The 18616-nt window shown below is 28.0% G+C and carries 17 protein-coding genes; 16 read left to right on the top strand and 1 reads right to left on the bottom strand.

Annotated features, from left to right (window positions below):
- Window positions 1-60: 60 nt before the first annotated feature.
- Window positions 61-543 (bottom strand): cupin domain-containing protein, encoded by a 483-nt coding sequence (locus K0040_RS13260; protein ID WP_331476318.1) that lies wholly within the window; start codon window positions 541-543, stop codon window positions 61-63.
- Between the two features lie 332 nt (window positions 544-875).
- Here K0040_RS13260 and K0040_RS13255 point away from each other — a divergent pair, with 332 nt between their 5' ends.
- From K0040_RS13255 to K0040_RS13180, 16 genes are all read left to right on the top strand, one after another.
- Window positions 876-2171, top strand: coding sequence for a hemolysin family protein (locus K0040_RS13255; protein ID WP_228109249.1), 1296 nt, complete (start codon window positions 876-878; stop codon window positions 2169-2171).
- Between the two features lie 206 nt (window positions 2172-2377).
- Window positions 2378-3709 (top strand): hemolysin family protein, encoded by a 1332-nt coding sequence (locus K0040_RS13250; RefSeq protein WP_228109248.1) that lies wholly within the window; start codon window positions 2378-2380, stop codon window positions 3707-3709.
- 229 nt (window positions 3710-3938) lie between these two features.
- The gene (locus K0040_RS13245) at window positions 3939-4304 is read left to right on the top strand and encodes a phage holin family protein (protein WP_228109247.1); all 366 of its coding nucleotides are present in this window, start codon (window positions 3939-3941) and stop codon (window positions 4302-4304) included.
- A 464-nt stretch (window positions 4305-4768) separates the two neighbouring features.
- Window positions 4769-5839, top strand: coding sequence for a uroporphyrinogen decarboxylase family protein (locus K0040_RS13240; RefSeq protein ID WP_228109246.1), 1071 nt, complete (start codon window positions 4769-4771; stop codon window positions 5837-5839).
- 276 nt (window positions 5840-6115) lie between these two features.
- Window positions 6116-7459: a Na+/H+ antiporter NhaC family protein gene (locus tag K0040_RS13235; RefSeq protein ID WP_228109245.1), complete on the top strand. Its 1344-nt coding sequence runs from the start codon at window positions 6116-6118 to the stop codon at window positions 7457-7459.
- Window positions 7460-7657: 198 nt separating this feature from the next.
- Window positions 7658-8941 (top strand): B12-binding domain-containing radical SAM protein, encoded by a 1284-nt coding sequence (locus K0040_RS13230; RefSeq protein ID WP_228109244.1) that lies wholly within the window; start codon window positions 7658-7660, stop codon window positions 8939-8941.
- A gap of 248 nt (window positions 8942-9189) precedes the next feature.
- Entirely contained in the window at window positions 9190-9966 is a 777-nt protein-coding gene (locus K0040_RS13225) for an ABC transporter ATP-binding protein (RefSeq protein WP_228109243.1), read from the top strand.
- Complete coding sequence (locus K0040_RS13220) at window positions 9956-12016, top strand: FtsX-like permease family protein (RefSeq protein WP_228109242.1); 2061 nt, start codon at window positions 9956-9958, stop codon at window positions 12014-12016. Before K0040_RS13225 ends, K0040_RS13220 begins: the two co-directional genes overlap by 11 nt.
- Window positions 12017-12065: 49 nt before the next feature.
- Entirely contained in the window at window positions 12066-12752 is a 687-nt protein-coding gene (locus K0040_RS13215; RefSeq protein WP_228109241.1) for a response regulator transcription factor, read from the top strand.
- On the top strand, window positions 12745-13770 hold the full coding sequence (locus tag K0040_RS13210; protein ID WP_228109240.1) for a sensor histidine kinase: 1026 nt from the start codon (window positions 12745-12747) through the stop codon (window positions 13768-13770). Before K0040_RS13215 ends, K0040_RS13210 begins: the two co-directional genes overlap by 8 nt.
- Before the next feature lie 179 nt (window positions 13771-13949).
- Window positions 13950-14717, top strand: coding sequence for a SagB/ThcOx family dehydrogenase (locus tag K0040_RS13205; protein WP_228109239.1), 768 nt, complete (start codon window positions 13950-13952; stop codon window positions 14715-14717).
- 114 nt (window positions 14718-14831) lie between these two features.
- On the top strand, window positions 14832-15719 hold the full coding sequence (locus K0040_RS13200) for an AraC family transcriptional regulator (RefSeq protein ID WP_228109238.1): 888 nt from the start codon (window positions 14832-14834) through the stop codon (window positions 15717-15719).
- 131 nt (window positions 15720-15850) lie between these two features.
- Window positions 15851-16033, top strand: coding sequence for a TetR/AcrR family transcriptional regulator (locus K0040_RS13195; protein ID WP_228109237.1), 183 nt, complete (start codon window positions 15851-15853; stop codon window positions 16031-16033).
- A 158-nt stretch (window positions 16034-16191) separates the two neighbouring features.
- A complete protein-coding gene (locus tag K0040_RS13190; RefSeq protein WP_228109236.1) occupies window positions 16192-16671 on the top strand; it encodes a hypothetical protein in 480 nt (159 codons plus the stop codon).
- A 481-nt stretch (window positions 16672-17152) separates the two neighbouring features.
- Window positions 17153-17611 carry a MarR family transcriptional regulator gene (locus tag K0040_RS13185; protein WP_228109235.1) on the top strand — a complete coding sequence of 153 codons (459 nt, stop codon included), beginning with the start codon at window positions 17153-17155 and terminating at the stop codon, window positions 17609-17611.
- A 1-nt stretch (window position 17612) separates the two neighbouring features.
- Window positions 17613-18158 (top strand): cyclase family protein, encoded by a 546-nt coding sequence (locus K0040_RS13180; protein WP_228109234.1) that lies wholly within the window; start codon window positions 17613-17615, stop codon window positions 18156-18158.
- The last annotated feature ends 458 nt before the right edge of the window (window positions 18159-18616 follow it).

Below are 18616 nucleotides of genomic sequence, written 5' to 3'. Positions count from 1 at the left end.
ATACTAAAATAGGAGCTAAATAAAATAAATTATTCAGCTCCTATTATACTTTGCAACTAGTTAATATCTAAACTCACGACCAGCAGCTTCTGCATCTGCTTTAGTTGGCTGTATTGTGTCTTTTGGATGCTCAGGTGGAGCATAGATAGCATATAGTTTAAGCGGTTCACTTCCTATATTTATAATATTGTGCCACTTGCCAGCAGGTATCATAACAGCATGGTCATCAGATATCTTTTTTTGAAAACTAAGATTATCCTGGCTATTTCCAATTTGAACAAGTGCATCACCATCTTCAATTCTTATAAATTGATCTCCTGTTGTATGAACTTCAAGACCTATCTCATCACCAACATCAATACTCATTAGGGTAACTTGCAAATTCTCACCTGTCCACAATGTTGTACGGAAAGTATTGTTTTGTTTTGTTGCATCTTCAATATCAATCACAATAGGGTTTGGACCATAATCCTTTAATTTGATGTTATCTCTTTTATATATTGTTTTAGTGTATTCAAAAGGGTATGGGTACATATTGTACATTTGTTGGTTACCCCAAAAAGGGTATGAATACATGTTATACATTGGTGGTGGAATAATACAAGGATATGGGTAGGGATTAGGAACATTAGGCATATTTATTTATCACTCCTTTTATAAACTTTATAAAATTATATGATTAACTATTAAATAAATTACTTGGAATTCACAAATAGGTTTATACAGTAGATATTAAGGCTATGACTTGTTTAAAATAAAGTAAAATTAAAAATAGTAATTTATCCAAGTGTTATACTTTTATTTAATCGTAAAATGTTAATAATATGTTATAGAGTAATTTGTATTGATACTAATTTTAGAGGTGAATAATATATATGATTATTTTTATAAATATACTTATAGTATTTTTTCTAGTATTTTTAAATGGATTTTTCGTTGCAACAGAGTTTGCTATGGTAAAAGTGAGGAAATCTAAGATAGAAACACTGATACTTCAAGGAAATAAACGTGCTAAGAATACTTTGATTATAGTTAAAGACTTAAACTCATACTTATCAGCTTGTCAGCTTGGAATAACATTAGCATCTTTAGGACTAGGGTGGGTAGGAGAACCTGCAATTTTACGTTTGTTAATGCCAATATTTAATCTATTTCATTTGCCATCAAGTTTGACACATTCAATTTCATTTGTCATTGCCTTTTCAATTATAACTGGTTTTCACATTGTACTTGGAGAATTGGTTCCAAAATCACTGGCAATTATAAGTTCAGAAAAAGTAGCTTTAAGTACAGCTCTTCCACTTATACTTTTTTATAAAGTAACCTATCCTGTAATGTGGTTATTTAACCATAGTACAAATTGGATACTAAAGGTATTTGGACTTTCTCAAGTTGATGAACATGAATCTGTTCATACTGATGAGGAAATAAAGCTATTAGTTGAAGAAAGTTATAATCATGGCTTAGTAGATAAAACTGAGTTAAATCTTTTATCTAATATATTTGATTTTACTGATAAAACTGTAAAAGAAATAATGGTACCACGTACTGATATTAGAAATATTTTTATAGAAGATTCTTTTGACAATATTATATCATATACATTTAATGAACAGCTTACTAGATATCCTGTATGTAAAGGTAACAAAGACAATGTTATTGGATTTATACATATTAAAGATTTATATAAGCAAAAGATTGATGGTAGTGACCAAAGTATAAAAAATATTATTCGTGAGATAAAATTTGTACCAGAATCTATGCCGATCAGTGAACTTCTCAAAATATTTAAAAAAGATAAAGGACAAGTTGCCTTAATTATTGATGAATATGGAGGAACTTCCGGACTAGTAACTGTGGAAGATATTTTAGAAGAAATTGTTGGTGAAATTCAAGATGAGTTTGATGAGGAAGAAGACGCAATTTTTAAAACTGAAGACAACAGCTACATTGTAGATGGAAAGGTACTTATTGAAGACATAAGCCAACTTTTAAATATAGATATTGATGAGGAAAATATTGATACTATGGGAGGATGGGCTTATACCCAACTAGAGTCATATCCACAAGTAGATGATAAATTTACTTATGAAGATTATGAGTTTACTATATTAAAATGTGATAGAAAAAGAATAAACAAGTTATTGATTAAGAATTTATCTAATAAATAATAAAAAGCCCTTTTGGTAACTAAAAAGAACTAAAGGGGCTTTAGCTGTTTTGCAATTTTTAATTTAGTTAAAATATTTTGATTCATATAATATAATATTGATAAAAGTTACTTGATAGATTATAATTTACATTAAATAAAAATTTACCCAATGGTATTTAATGAATCTTTATTTTAAATTTTAATTATTATTTTAAGGAGGAAGAAATGGATAATTTAGATCCAGACCCCGGGGCCTTTATGCCTCAAATAATTTTAATAGCATTACTTACTGCTATTAACGCATTTTTCGCATCGGCAGAAATGGCCATAGTCTCTGTGAACAAGTCAAAAATAAAACAATTAAGTTCAGATGGAAACAAAAAAGCTCAGTTACTTGAAAAGTTAATGGAAAACCCAAGCAACTTCTTATCAACTATTCAAATAGGCATAACTTTAGCTGGATTTTTCTCAAGTGCATCAGCTGCTACAGGAATATCTACACATCTTTCAACGGTATTAGCTCCATTAAATATATCTTATTCTAAGGAGATATGTATATTTGGAGTTACGTTAATACTTTCATATTTTACATTAGTATTTGGAGAATTAGTACCTAAAAGAATTGCCCTGAAAAAATCAGAAAAGATATCTTTATTTTCAGTGAAGCCAATTTACATGATATCTAAAATTACAAAACCATTTATAAAGCTTTTATCATTTTCAACTAATGTGGTTTTAAAACTGACAGGAAATAACGATAAAGATATTGAGGAGAGCGTAACTGAAGAAAAAATTAGATCATTGATATCACAATCTCAAGAAGATGGATGTATTGAAAATGAAGAAAAACAAATGATATATAGCATATTTGAATTTAATGATAAAACTGCAAAGGAAATTATGACATCTAGACATGATATTTTTGCCGTAGATATTGATGATGATTTAGAAGATATATTAGAAGGTGTAATTACTTCGGGATATTCTAGAATACCTGTATATGAAGACAACAAGGACAATATAATAGGTATATTATATGTAAAAGACTTATTAGCAAAAGCTAAGAAGATTGGATTTGAAAACATAAACTTAAAAACAATGCTTCATGAGCCATATTTTGTATCAAAGTCAATTAGAACAAATGAGTTATTTAAACTTCTAAAGGAGAAAAAAGTACACCTAGCATTATTAATTGATGAATACGGTGGAATAGAAGGATTAGTAACTATAGAAGATTTAATTGAAGAAATTATGGGAGATATTGAGGATGAATACGATCAAACCCAATCTACCATAACACAGATTGATGAAAGTAATTTTATTGTAAAAGGATATTTGACAATAAATGAATTTAACAATAAATTTGATATAGATATAGAACAAGGTGATTACGATACTTTAAATGGATACCTACTTACATTGTTAGGTAATTTCCCAGAAGAAGGTAGAGAAATCGAATTAGATGATATTAAGTTTTTAATTGAAAATGTAAACAAAAGAAGAATAGAAGACATAAGAGTAACTATAAAAAATAGATGTGGAAAAATATCAAAATAAGTTTTTATGTACTTGAAATGTTAACGAGAATGAGTAAAACCTTGCAAAATAGGGCTTTGCTCATTTTTTATATTATGAAGAATTTAAACTAAAATTATACAAAAAATTATTAATTTTAAGTTTTTCTAATATTATAAGGATATTATCTGATAGAATGGTTAACTTATAATAATAAGTTATAAATTTTATAAGAAATGCAAAATATTATTTTATTAAAGGAGTGTCTTCTATGGAATCTAATAACAATGAAAGAGTAAATGATGGTAGTCTAATAAGATGGATAGGGAGATTCATATTAGTTGCCATTATTCTAATGATAACATCATATGTAACACCAGGATTTACGATTAGAGGAATGTGGTCATTTTTAATAGCTGCTGTTGTAATATCACTATTAGACTATTTTGTAGAATTGTTTATGGGAGTTGATGCATCTCCTTTTGGAAAAGGAATAAAAGGATTTATAATAGCAGCAATAATAATATACGCAGCACAATTTTTTGTTCCTAACATGGGAGTATCTATTTTAGGAGCAGTACTGGCAGCTGTTGTTATAGGAGTTTTAGATGCAATATTTCCTGTTAGAGCTATGTAATAGAATAGTATAATTTTTAAATAACACAAAGAGTCATATGATAAGTAATGTAGACAAATAAAAATATTATATAAATCAGTTAAGTATGTATTAATGTAAAAGTTAATACATACTTTTTATTTTTGTATCATATTCAATATTTCAAAATGATATTAGTAGAATGGATAATATGTCTTACAACAATAAAGATAAGTACTATCTATGCAATAAACAATAAGAAATTAAATATTAATTTAATCAATATATGACAAAGATTTATAAAAATTATCAATTTTTATAAATCTTTTTTATATGGTAATCTATAAACAAACAATAGTATAAAATCATTTTGCAAAATAAAGAAAGAGATGGCTGAAAAAGTTGTAGACCTAGCTTGAAGCATCAGCAGGATACAAAAGATTATTTTTTAATGTTTGAAGTTTCCAAGCAATTGATAATATATGGGATTTTAGGAGGAGTATATAATGCATAAAGATGATCAAATGACACCCAGGGAAAGATCAGCAGCGTTTTTCGCAGGAAAAGAAATAGATAGAATACCAACAATGCCTTTTGTTACATCAATATCCGGTAAAGTAGTAGGAATGACATTTAGAGAAAAAACTAGCTGCGCAAGAAATCATGCAAATGCACAAATTGCATGTTACAAAAGATTTGGAAATGATGGTATTTCTATAGAATATGGACTACATGGAGTTGGAACAGCAATAGGAAGTAAAACAAATAATCCAGAAGATAGTGTACCAGCTATAATAGATCACTTTTTAAAAAATCTTAATGATTTAAGTGGTTTAGATTTATCAAAAGTTGAAAGAAAGAATGATCCATGGCTTCAACTAAATTATGATGCCTACAATATAGCACTAGATGAATGTGGAGATGAAGTAGAACCATCATTTAGTATGGTTGGTCCAATAACAGCAGCAGGAAGTCTTTATCCTGTGGAAAAATTATTAAGATCAATTAGAAAAGAACCAGAAAAGGTACATGAATTATTAAGATTTAGTACAGATGCACTAAAAATAGTAATGCAGGACTTTTTAAAGGCCGGATCAGATATATCTTTATGTGATCCAATTGCTTCAGGCACACTTATAGATAAGAAAACTTATAGAGAATTTGTACTTCCATACACAAAGGAATTAATAGATTATGTTCATAAATATGGAAGAACTGTTGCATATCATGTTTGTGGAGATACTTCTCACATGACACTAGACTTAATTGAAACTGGATGTGACATGCTAAGTATAGATAATAAAGTTAGTTTATTAGAGACAAAAAAATTAGTAGGACATATACTGCCTATCGTAGGTAATGTGGATCCAGTGGAAGCAATTATGCTTGGTACTAAGGAAGATGTATATGAATCCGTAAAAAATTGTATCAAAGATGGTTATGATAGCCCTAAAAAATACTTATTAAGTACAGGATGTGGTATACCTATTAACTCACCAGTTGAAAATATAGATGCCATGATGAGTGCTGCCAGAAAGTATGGTAAATGGCCAATAAATCCTAATAATTTTGAATAAAATATAGAAATTAATTTCAGGATTTCTATATTTAATTATATTAAATATATTTATATAACAAAGCAAGGCTATCTCACTAAAATAGTGAGATAGCCTATATTATTCTTACAAAAAGCAACAATGAATCAGAAAAATAAAAATATTACTATAAAAAAAATCGATATATAGGGACGTAATATTGAAAATTGTCGTTTTTTGTTGTTAGCGCCTTATTTGTGTGATACATTTATCAGGTAAAAAAAGTAAAAATTAAAAAATATTTTAGGAGAGAGTAAAATGGAAAACAGTAAGAAATCAAAAGGAAGCTTTTTAGGATTAGTGCCATTATGCGTATTTTTAATTTTATATTTTGCAATTGGTATAGGAACAGGAAATTTCGAAAACATGCCTTTAATGATAGGTATAGCAATTGCAATTGGTGTAGGTTTAGTCTTAAATAAAAAAGGCGAAAAGAAGTTATCTTTTGAAGAAAAAGTTACAATGCTTTGTAAGGGAGCAGGAGATGATACTTTAATACTTATGGTAGTAATATTTTTATTAGCAGGAGCATTTTATGGAATAGTTGGAGCAATGCATGCTAGTGATTCTATTACAAACTTTTGCTTAAGTATATTACCATCTAATATGGTATTGCCTGGTTTGTTCCTTATAGGATGCATATTAAGTTTCTCTATGGGAACTTCAATGGGAACAGTATCAGCTTTAATGCCAATTGCCATATCTCTTGCTAATGCCACAGGGTTTAATATGGCTTTAGTATGTGGAGTTGTTGTAGGAGGAGCTATGTTTGGTGATAACTTATCATTTATATCAGATACTACAATTGCAGCCACTCGTACTCAAGATATACCAATGAGAGACAAATTTAAGGCAAACATGTTAATGGTTTTACCAGCCGTTATTATTACTTTAATTTTATTAGCTTTACAAACAACAGGTGGTTCATTTGCCGGAGTAAAAGGAGAGTACAACCTTATAAATATGCTTCCTTATGTAATAGTTATAGCATTATCACTATTAGGAGCAAATGTTATAACAGTTATGAGTGTAGGTGTGCTTGTTGGAGTGATAATAGGTGTTATGCATGGAGACTTCACTTTAATAGGATCTTTAGCTATTATTCATGAAGGTATGACTTGGATGGAAGATATGTCTTTAATAGCTATATTAGTTGGTGGTTTAGTTGTATTAATGGACTATCTTGGTGGTATAGATTGGTTACTTTATAATTTAACTAAAAAGACTAAAAGTGCTCGTGGTGCAGAGTTATCAATAGCAGCATTAGTAAGTTTAATAGATATATCAACAACAAATAACACTATATCAATAATAACAGCAGGACCTATTGCTAGAGATATAGCTGATGAATATAATATTCCAAGAGCTAGAACGGCAAGTATTCTTGACCTATTCTCATCAGCTTTCCAAGGGCTACTACCATATGGAAGTCAATTACTAACAGCAGGTGCTTTGGCAAGTATATCACCAGCTTCAATTTTACCTTATTGCTGGTATTCTATGTTAATGGTAGTGTTTGGAGTAGTGTCTATATTAATAGGTTGGCCTAAAATGTCATCAAAGAAAGGTTCTAAGGCAGAAAATAATAAACTTGGAGCATAAAAATTATAGTATTAACGAAGATCGGGTTAAGTTTTACTTAACTTGGTCTTTGTAACTCAAGTGAAAAATATGTATAAAAACCGTATCACGAATAAGTGATACGGTTTTTATTATTAAAAGTTATGTTATTATAAATAATATGAGTTAAAAGAGAAGAATATAGCTAATTTTATACAAAAATTATTATTTGGAGGAGATATGAAAAAGAGTATATTAATGATAACTCCTGAAAACAAGGAGATTAATAGATTTAGAAAAAGGCAGATAAACAACTTTATACAAATAACCATGCCATATTTAGCAGCATTTATTGATGAAAATAAATACGATGTTACATTAATAGATGAGTATAATCAAAAAATACCTTTTGGAAAATATTATGACTTAGTGGTCGTTACAGTTAATACAGCAAATGCACCTCATTGCTATAATATTGGGAAGATATTCAGAAATAAAGGAAGTAAGGTTGCTTTTGGAGGACCACATGCAACTCTCTTACCAGAAGAAGTAAAAGAATATTGTGACGTAGTAATTATAGGTGAAGCTGAAGAAAGTTGGCCAAGATTTTTAGATGATTTTTATAATGGAGCTTATGATAGGGAGTATAGGTGTTTAAGTATTCCAACACTAGAAAAGATTCCAATACCAAGAAGGGATTTAATAAAAAGAAGATGGTTTACTAAAGGTGCAGTTTTTGCAACAAGAGGATGCCCTTATAGTTGTTCTTATTGCAATCTAAAACAAATATACGAAGATTCATTTAGGAAAAGGCCAATAAATGAAGTAATAGAAGATATCAAAAATTGCAAAAGTAAGTTTTTTGTATTTTGGGATGATAATTTCTTTGGAGATCTTGAATATGCAAAAGAGCTATTAAAGGAGCTTAGTAAATTAAATAAAAAATGGGCGGCTCAAGTTACTTTAGAAAGATGCAAGGATGAAGAAGTATTGAAGTTAGCTCAAAAGGCAGGATGTATTTATTTCTTTGTTGGATTAGAGTCTTTTTCAAAAGAAACTCTACAGAGTGTAAATAAAGGTCTGAATAATGTAGACAAATATAAAGAGTTAATAGACTCTGTTCACAAATATGGAATTTGTATACAAGCAGGAATAATATTTGGATTTGATACTGATACAAAAGAAGTATTTAAAACAACTTTACATATGTGCAATCACCTAGGAATTGATGGAGTCACAGTTAGTATACTGACACCACTTCCCAAAACACCACTATATTATCAACTAAAGAAAGAAGGTCGATTATTAACTGATGATTGGTCATATTATAATGGAAAAACTAGAGTAGCTTTTAAACCTAAAAACATGAGTGCAGAGGAATTATTTGACGGGTATATGTGGTTTAGAAGAAATTTCTATTCCATAAAATCAATAACTACTCGATTAAGAAAATCAAAAGCTAATATTTTATATAATTTAATAGTTAACTTAGGGTACAAGGTTTCCATAAGAAAAACATTATAGCAAAATAATTTGATAATGATATAGAATTAAAAAATAAAATTTATAAAAAATAGGTAAAACCGTATCACAAGTAAGTGATACGGTTTTATAATTTATAGACAAACCTTTCATAAACTGTAAGTATTATATATGATTATTGTTTTGTATAATAAACTTAAATAAAAACCTAGTAAAAAGTATCAATTTAAAAATTAAAAAGTTGAGCAGTAAAAAATATATCACAGTTCATAAAAAGGAGAAAGTAAAAAATGGCGAAAAAGATATTAGAGGTACAATCTCTAAAAAAATACTATGGAAAAAAAGACAATATTACAAAGGCTATAGATGGTATTACATTTCAAATTATAGATGGAGAGTTTGTTGGAATTATGGGAAGTAGTGGGTCAGGAAAGACAACACTGTTAAATTGTATTGCAACAAGTACTAGTCCAACAGAAGGGAAAATTCTTCTTAAGGGAGAGGATATAGCAAGTTTTAAAGGAAATAAATTAGCTGACTATAGAGGAAATTATATTGGATATTTATTTCAGAACTTTGAGTTAATTGATAATTTAAATGCTAGAGAAAATATTATGTTACCTATTGCAATTCATAATATGATGGGAAAAGAAGATGAAAAAAGAATTGATGAGATTGTAAAATATTTAGAAATTGAAGAGGTAATGACGAAGTTCCCATCTGAAATGTCAGGAGGACAAAAACAACGTGTGGCAGCTGCTAGAGCATTAATTCTAAATCCTGAAGTAGTTCTTGCTGATGAGCCAACAGGAGCACTGGATTCAAAAAATGCAAAATTATTAATGGAAAAGCTTTCTGGTTTAAATGAAGAACAAAATGCAACTATTTTAATGGTAACTCATGATGTAAATGCAGCAAGTTACTGTTCAAGGATTTTATTTATTCAAGATGGACAAGTTTTCCATGAACTTAGAAGAAAAGTTACAGAAGAATCACAACAGGAATTCTACAAAAGAATTATTTCGGTAATGGCGCAGTTAGGGGGAGGAAGTGCAAATGTTCTTTGATTTAGTGAAGAAAAATAGCAAACGAAATAGAAAAGAAAATGGAATGTTTTTCGTTTCCTTGATTGTGTCAATAATAGCATTTTATATTATTTTGTCACTGGAAAATCAAGATGTAATAATCTTTTTAAAAGAAATGGAAAGTGATGCAATAAATCGTTTATTATTATTAACACCTGTTTTATATGCAGTTTCATTATTTATTTTATTTTTCTTAGTATACTTTGCTGGAAAATATCAGTTAGAAAGAAGAAGTCATGAATTAGGAATGTATTTAATGTTAGGAATGCGTCGAAAGAAATTATTTTTAATGCTTTTAATGGAAGAAATTTACAACAGTATGTTATCTTTGCTTATTGGAATTCCCATATCTATTTTTATTTCAGAAATGATTAGTATGATTACAGCTAGGGTTGTAGGTATAGGTATTATAGGACATAGATTTTCCTTTTCTATAGAGGCAGTATTATGGACAGTTTTAGGTTTTCTTCTTATTAGATTAGTTGCTCTGTTGATATTAAGTGGAAGTATAGCAAAAAAAGATATAGATAAACTAATATTGCAGTCTCAAGAGAAAAAACACAAGGTTCATAATAAATTATTTACTACAATAAAACTATTACTGGGAATTGCATTACTATTTATTGCTTATGGACTATCTATTAATGGATACGCATGGCAATCTATGGAGTCTATGGGAATTACTGTTGTTTTGGGCATAGGCGGAACTTTTCTTATATTCCATGGTATGGTAGTACTATTTGAAATTATCCTTAAAAATAGAAAAAATAAAAATGGTTTAGAAGTATTTACTTTTAGACAGTTACAAGAAAATGCGTTTTATAAATCAAATTCTTTAGTAATTTCATCTTTACTAGTTTTAATAGCGCTTTGTTGTTTTGGTTATGGAATTTCAGTGACTTTTAACTCTAGTTCAAAAAATGAACATGTTCTAGATTATACCTTTACAGGAGATGAAAAAGAAATAAAAAAAGAGTTAAATAAGTTTGAAATAAAAGACTATATTAATGAAGTTTTTGATGTTAAAGTAGGAGATTTATATCATAAAGGTGATGATTTAAATGAGGAAGCTGATTTTTCTGTAGAAAAACTAATAGATGCCATTAAAAAGGAGAAAGAGTCTAAAGACAAAGAGAACTTATTAAATAGCTTAGGAAATTTCACAGAACCATTTTTGTTTTCTTTATCAGGATATAATAAAATATTGATAGCAGCGGGAAAAGAACCTATTAGACTTAAAGATAATCAAGCAGCTTTATTTAACGGTTTAGAGTTTTCATTTGGAAAATCAGCAGAAATTATAAATAATGCACTAAAGAAAAATATAAGCGTAGAAATAGAGGATAAACAATTTGACCTTGTAGATAAGCTTTATCAAGATAATATAGTTGCAGAAAGTTCCATACATATTAGTTACGCATTTATAGTTCCAGATAAACAATTTGACATACTTACAAGGGGAGATAGTACTTCTTATTGGAATGCAACGCTAAAGGACCATGTTGTAAAAGAGAAAGGATTAATGCAATCAATTAGACATGTAAATCAATTGCTTGATAAAACAAACTTAGAGTATGAAAGTTATCTACAAAATATGGGAAGACAATTATTCTATACAGTAGCAGCTACTTATACAACAATTTATCTGGCAGTGATATTTTTAATTATGGCTAATACTGTTATAGGAGTACAATTTTTAATGCAGCAACAAAACACAAGTAGAAGGTATCAGACAATGGTTAGAATTGGATGTAACTATAATCAATTACGTAAGTCATCAAGAAAACAAATAAAATGGTATTTCTCTCTTCCAATATTAGTTGCAGCTATTGGAAGTGTATTTGGCATAAGAGGATTATTCTCAGGTATTTCTACTACAGCAATGAAAGGTAACATTAGTGAATTAATGATAATTGCAGTGACTACTGTTATTATACTTTGTGTGATAGAATTTAGTTATATGATTTGTGTAATGAAAACGAGTGATAAACACATATATGAACTAATGGATATAAAAAGAGATGACAATTAAGATAAATATAATGATATACTAAGGAATGGAAAATAGAAAGGAGATTCAAATGAAAAAGATTGTTATAGTTGAAGATGAATTATTTATGAGAGAAGAGCTTGTATCCATATTGCAAAAGGATGGATATGATACTTATTGTATTACTAATTTCATAAATATAGCTGAAAACATCTTAGACGAATTTCCGGACCTTGTATTATTAGATTTAAACTTGCCAGGAGTAACTGGTTTTGAGATTTGTAAAGAAATTAAGACGAAAAGTACAATACCCATATTAATTTTAACAAGTAGAGATCAACTAAAAGATGAGCTACACGCGCTAGGATTAGGAGCAGATGAATATCTTACAAAACCATGTAATAAAGATAGGTTATTAGCCAGAATTTCTAATTTACTTCGTAGATATGAAGATAGGAACTATTTTCTTGAAATAAATGGTGTAAAATTAGATTTACAGACTTATACCATTTATGTTAATGAGAAATCTATTGTATTAACTGAGAATCAAGGAAAAATAATGGAACTTCTTTTATCAAATCAAGGGAATATTGTTACAAAGGATATGCTTTTTCAAAAACTATGGGGTACAACAGATTATATTGATGAAAATGCATTGCAAGTTAATATGACAAGATTGAAAAAGACTATTAAGAATTTAAATATGAGGTATGAAGTTATGACTGTAAGAGGCAAAGGATATAATCTTGTATCAGTAGAGGGAAAAGAAAATGATTAGAAAACTATTTAACATGTTATCAAAATATAAAATATGGATTGTTACAATAGGTATTTTAAACATTATGTTTGGTGTTTTTCTTTGGCTTATGGATGTTAAAGGTTTTATTTATATTTTTCCAACTACAATAATTGGTTCTATTATATTATATAGTTTTGTTGGATTTAAAGTTTACAATGTGGACAAAAGAAAGAAACAAGAGCTACTAAATTTTATAGGAAATTCAGAAATTAAGCAAGAAGAACTATGTCTTAGCTTTTTTTCTAATGAAGAAAAAAATACAATTCGTGCAATTGGTGAAAAGCTACGTGAAAAAGATGATTTGATTAAGCAACAATATTTAAACTTAAAAGAATATGAAGAATATATAGAAAAATGGACACATGAAATAAAAACACCATTATCACTTATGACATTTGTTCTTGATAACAGAAAAGAAGAAATTTCACTTTCAACATATAAAAGATTAGAATATGCAAGAACAAAAATGCAAGAGGATATTGAAAGGATGCTATATTATGCAAGAGTCAAATCTGATCATTTAGACTATCTTTTTTCTAATATATTGCTAGATGAAATATGTGAAGATCTACTTGATGAATATAAAATATTAATAGATGAGCAAAAAATTAGTATAAATAGTAATGTGAAAAATATACAAGTATTTTCAGATAAAAAAGGATTATTATTTATTTTGAGACAGATTTTAAGCAACGCTATAAAATACAAAGATATGGAAGATGAGAATTTCTTCATATCAATATTTACTACAGTTAATGAAGAAAGTAAATACATAATACTTACAATTAGAGACAATGGAATAGGAATTAAATCTTATGATGTACCTTTTTTATTTGATAAAGGATTTACAGGAGATGCAGGGCAACAGAGAAAACAATCAACAGGAATGGGACTTTATTTGGCAAAACAAGTGGCTGATAATTTAAATATAAAAATGGTAGTTTCACCACAATATAAAGATGGTTTTGAAATATCTTTATTATTTCCAATTGTATAACATAAAAGAATATGTATAAAAAAGACTAGTATTAAGCTAGTCTTTTTATGTGTAATTAGTGTATTGCAAGTCTGCTTTAACGTATTCTTAAAATTTGCTATTTGTAACGTAAGTTACATAAATTTTTCACATATTATGGTACATTTATTTGTGAGAAACAAAATTAAGGAGAAAATAAAATGGGAAGATACGAAAAAGAAAGAAGTTTTTTAAAATCCAATTTTAATGAATTCAAAAATATTAAAACTGATAAAATGAAGAAATTACCTCAACCAGAAGGCGTTAAGCCTTATGATTCTAATTCAATGATAATAAACTTGCCAGATTTAAGCGATGACATTATAAAGAAACTAAATATTTATGAATGTATAAAGGATAGAAGAAGTGCTAGGTTTTATAGTGACGAATCAGTTAGTCTTGAAGAATTATCATATCTTTTATGGGCAACTCAAGGTATAACTGGTACTAATAAATCAGGAATGACATATAGAACCGTTCCTTGTAGTGGAGCAACTCATTCTTTTGAAACTTATTTATTCATCATGAATGTGGATGGTTTACAAAAAGGAATTTATAGATATCTACCAATAGAACATAATCTATTATTCATGTCTCAATTAGAAGATGTTGATAGTAAAATAGATGCGATTACACTAGATCAACCTTTTGTACCTAATTTTGCAAAAAAAGCTGCTGTTACCTTTGCATGGAGTACAACACCTTATAGATCTGAGTGGAAGTTTGATATTTCAGCCCATAAAAAAATATTAATAGATATTGGTCATGTTTGCCAAAATCTTTATTTAGCAGGTGAATCTGTGGATATGGGTGTTTGTGCTATTGGCATATATGACCAAGAGGCTGTAGATAATATCTTACAGTTAGACGGAGATGAAGAATTTATAATATATCTTGCAGCAGCAGGGAAAAAGAAAACCGTATCATAAATTGATACGGTTTTTATATAAATATTAAAAAATAAACTTAGCAATATAGGAACAATATAACTTTAATATAGTTGATATACTTTAAGTATCACGTGATGAAAGTAGGTATACAAATTGAATTATAGTAATGTGATATCACAATGTATTGAATTTATTGAAGAAAATATAAAAGGTGATTTAACACCAGAATTAATAGCCAATAAATGTGGATATTCAACTTTTCATTTTTGTAGAATATTTAATATTCATCAAGGAATAACTTTAATGGAATATGTGAAAAAAAGAAGAATATCCTTGGCAGCTGCAAAACTATTTGAGGGAAATAGAATTATAGATATAGCCATTGAGTATGGATTTGATACGCATAATGGATTTTCAAAAGCATTTAAAAAAGAATATGGATTTACTCCTACACAATATATAAAACGAATGGATGGCTATTTTTCTAAAGAATCAATATATAAAATTGGAGGTTATATTATGGATCCTATTATTGTAAAAAGACCTGCATTTAAAGTTGCAGGATATGGTATAAAGACGAATATTTCCAATGGAAATTACACTAAAGATGTTGCTTCATTTTGGAGTAATTATAATGGAGAAAATTTAGAAAGTAAAATGTATAAGATCTTAGAACCACCAAAGCATGGTGAGGTAGGATTATGTATACCATCAAAAAAAGGAGATGGAGAAACTATATACCTTTTAGGGGTTATAGTTGATGACTTTCAACGTGTAACAGATGATATGATGACAATAGATATACCTGAAGCAACATATGCAGTATTTACAACTCCACCAGTAGATACATCAAATGATACAAAGCAAAAGGAATTTGCTAAAATAATAAAGGAAACTTGGAAATATATTTTTAAAGAATGGTTTAAAGAGACCAAATATATATTTGATGAAAGTAAGATGGATTTTGAGTTTTATGATGAGAGATGTCATGGAAGAAAAGATACTGTTATGGAGATATATATTCCAATAATAGAAAAGTAAAATACAAAATATTGTTGATAAGAAAAACCGTATCACAGGTAAGTGATGCGGTTTTTTAATAAATAATATTAATATTAGTCATAACATATTCTTATACTTTACATACCGACCGTTGGTCTTGGAGGTGTAATATGAGTAAAAATAAAGTTTCAGAGAATATTGTTGATAATATAATTGAAATTTCATATAAGCTTTTCGTAGAAAATGGATATGAGAAATCAAGCATCCAAGATATTATTAAGGAGCTAGATTTATTTAAAGGTGCTATTTATCCAAAAGAAGAAATACTATATGCAGTTTTAAATAATGGGTAGGAAAAGAATAATATATTTTTAGATAATGTCATCTCTAAAAGAAAAATAAAAATTATGTAAATTATACAAAAAATATGAACTTTTTTGTCGGAAATGTATATCTTACATTAAGGGTCTCAATAAAGGACTCTCAATATAATATATAGGAGTGATATAAAATGATGTTTAAAAGTTATAGAGGTATAGAAGATAATTATGATTATAGAGGAGGTAGAGAGATGGACTGTGATTGTAAATACAAAAAATATGATGATGATGATTGTAAATGCAAAAAACATGAATGTGAATGTAAAAAACATGATGATGATGATTGTGGACGCAAAAAACATGAGTGTGAGTGTCATTGTGAATGTCATTGCGAATGCAAAAAACATGATGATGATGACTGTAGATGCAAAAAGCATGAGTGTGAATGTAAAAAACATGATGATGATGATTGTGGACGCAAAAAACATGAGTGTGAATGTCATTGCGAATGCAAAAAACATGATGATGATGACTGTAGATGCAAAAAACATGAGTGTGAGTGTAAAAAATATGATGATGATTGTGGACGCAAAAAACATGAGTGTGAATGTTATTGTGAATGTAAAAAACATGATGATGATGATTGTAGATGCAAAAAAGAGCGCTGGTAAAAGTTTTCATTTAGCTTGTGGAACAACTACTTGAGTTGACGATTATTTTAATAGATTCAATTTTATTATTGACATTCAAGCGTCTTTAGTATAAATTCGATGAAAATATATAAAAATCTATTGTGATTAAAAATGTAATTGTATAAAAAATAATAATTAAATTTATGGAGGACTATAAAACAAATTTTATAGTCCTCTTTACATATATTCTATATTTTTTAGAGCGTTTGGAATAAATAGCAATGAACTTTATCATAAATAAGTGAGGTTTTTACTAAATTTGTATAATTAAAATGCAATACTCAAAAAAGCTATGGAATGATTTCAATAGCTTTTTTGGGGTTATATAAAATTACGAGATTTAGGCAATAAATTGAGTTGGAAAATGTTGACAAGGAAACAAAAATATTATAATATTATTTCTGAGGAAACAAAAAACTATAAATATTGTTTAGTTAGAACCCTAAAGGAGGTTTTTTAAGTGGATATTAATATTATTATGAAGAGTTTAAAAAATATATATGAAAAGGAAGAAACTCTAGGAAAATTAGCATTTAAAGGTGAATATGAAAATTATGGAGTTTCAGAAATACATTGTTTAGATTTTATAGGAAAAATAAAAGATCCTAATGTTACTAAAATATCTCAAAGTATGAATATGACTAGAGGTGCAATAAGTAAATTGTGCAAAAAACTTTTGAACAATAACCTTATCGATAAATATAAAAAGCCTGAGAATGATAAAGAAATATATTTTAAGTTAACAGAATTCGGGGAAGGATTATACAAATATCATGAAATAAAACATAAGCAGTGGGAAGAAAGAAATAATAAGTTTTTTAAAAACATAACTAAACAAGACCAAGAAATTGTAGCTAGCTTCTTAATAAAATTTAATAACTATTTAGATGAAATAATAGAATCAGAAGGAGATATATAATATGAATTTACATTTAACGGAATTTAACATTCCAAAGGAAATATTAAAATGGGGAGACTCACAACCAGCACATCAAAGACAACATATAGGAACTCATATAGATTGTTACAATCTATCAAATATAGAGCTACCAGCAGAAATAGATGTTACTGTAATAGATGTTAGAAATCTAGGTATTATAGATATTGATATATTAGACAATATATCAATTGAAAAAAATTCTTTTGTAATATTTAGAACCGGATATTTAGAAAATTACGGATATGGAAGTAAAGAATATTTTAATTCTGAAGCAAGTCCGTATTTAACTAATGAGCTTATAGATAAATTATTAGAGTGTAATATAAAATTAATAGGCATTGACTTAAGTGGAATACAACATGGCAAGTCTCACGTAGCAATAGATAAATATGTTGAAAATAAAGGAGCTTATGTTATAGAAAATATATGTAATTTAGATAAGGTTACTACACAATTCAAAACGAATTTAAACTGGATTCAACTAGAAGATGCTACAGCAATAAAAGTTGAGATTGAAACTATATAACAATAGCCTATATGGATGATAAAACGTTGAAATACGGAATTTCTAAATAGAGAATTACACCATATTTATGTAGAATATATGCAGAAGAATAAACTGTAAAAATCTCACTTGCTATTGTTACGGAGAACTACATCACAAGCAAATGATACGGTTTTTAATAAAAAAATTATATAATATATGGCTAAATCCAGTTTTATTTAATAGAACCTATGAAGAAACGATTAATAGAATCAAATTTATTCAATTTACTATGAAGCAATTAGAGGTAGCTATATAGGTATAGTTTTAATGATAGTTGGAGGGGTTTCTTATTTAGTTAAATTTTATAGTATAGCTGGAAAAATTATCATCTTGGACATAATAACTTTAGGTTCAAATTTATCAATATTAAGTTGTTTAAACAAAAAAGTTGAAAAATAATAAAAGCTTTAATAATCTTGCTCCTTATATTTCAGGCA

This window comes from Terrisporobacter petrolearius (genome assembly GCF_020748185.1).
GTDB classification, from domain to species: Bacteria; Bacillota; Clostridia; order Peptostreptococcales; family Peptostreptococcaceae; genus Terrisporobacter; species Terrisporobacter petrolearius.
The sequence above is the reverse complement of the archived record's forward strand: the minus strand, read 5'-3'. Positions and strand labels throughout refer to the sequence as shown.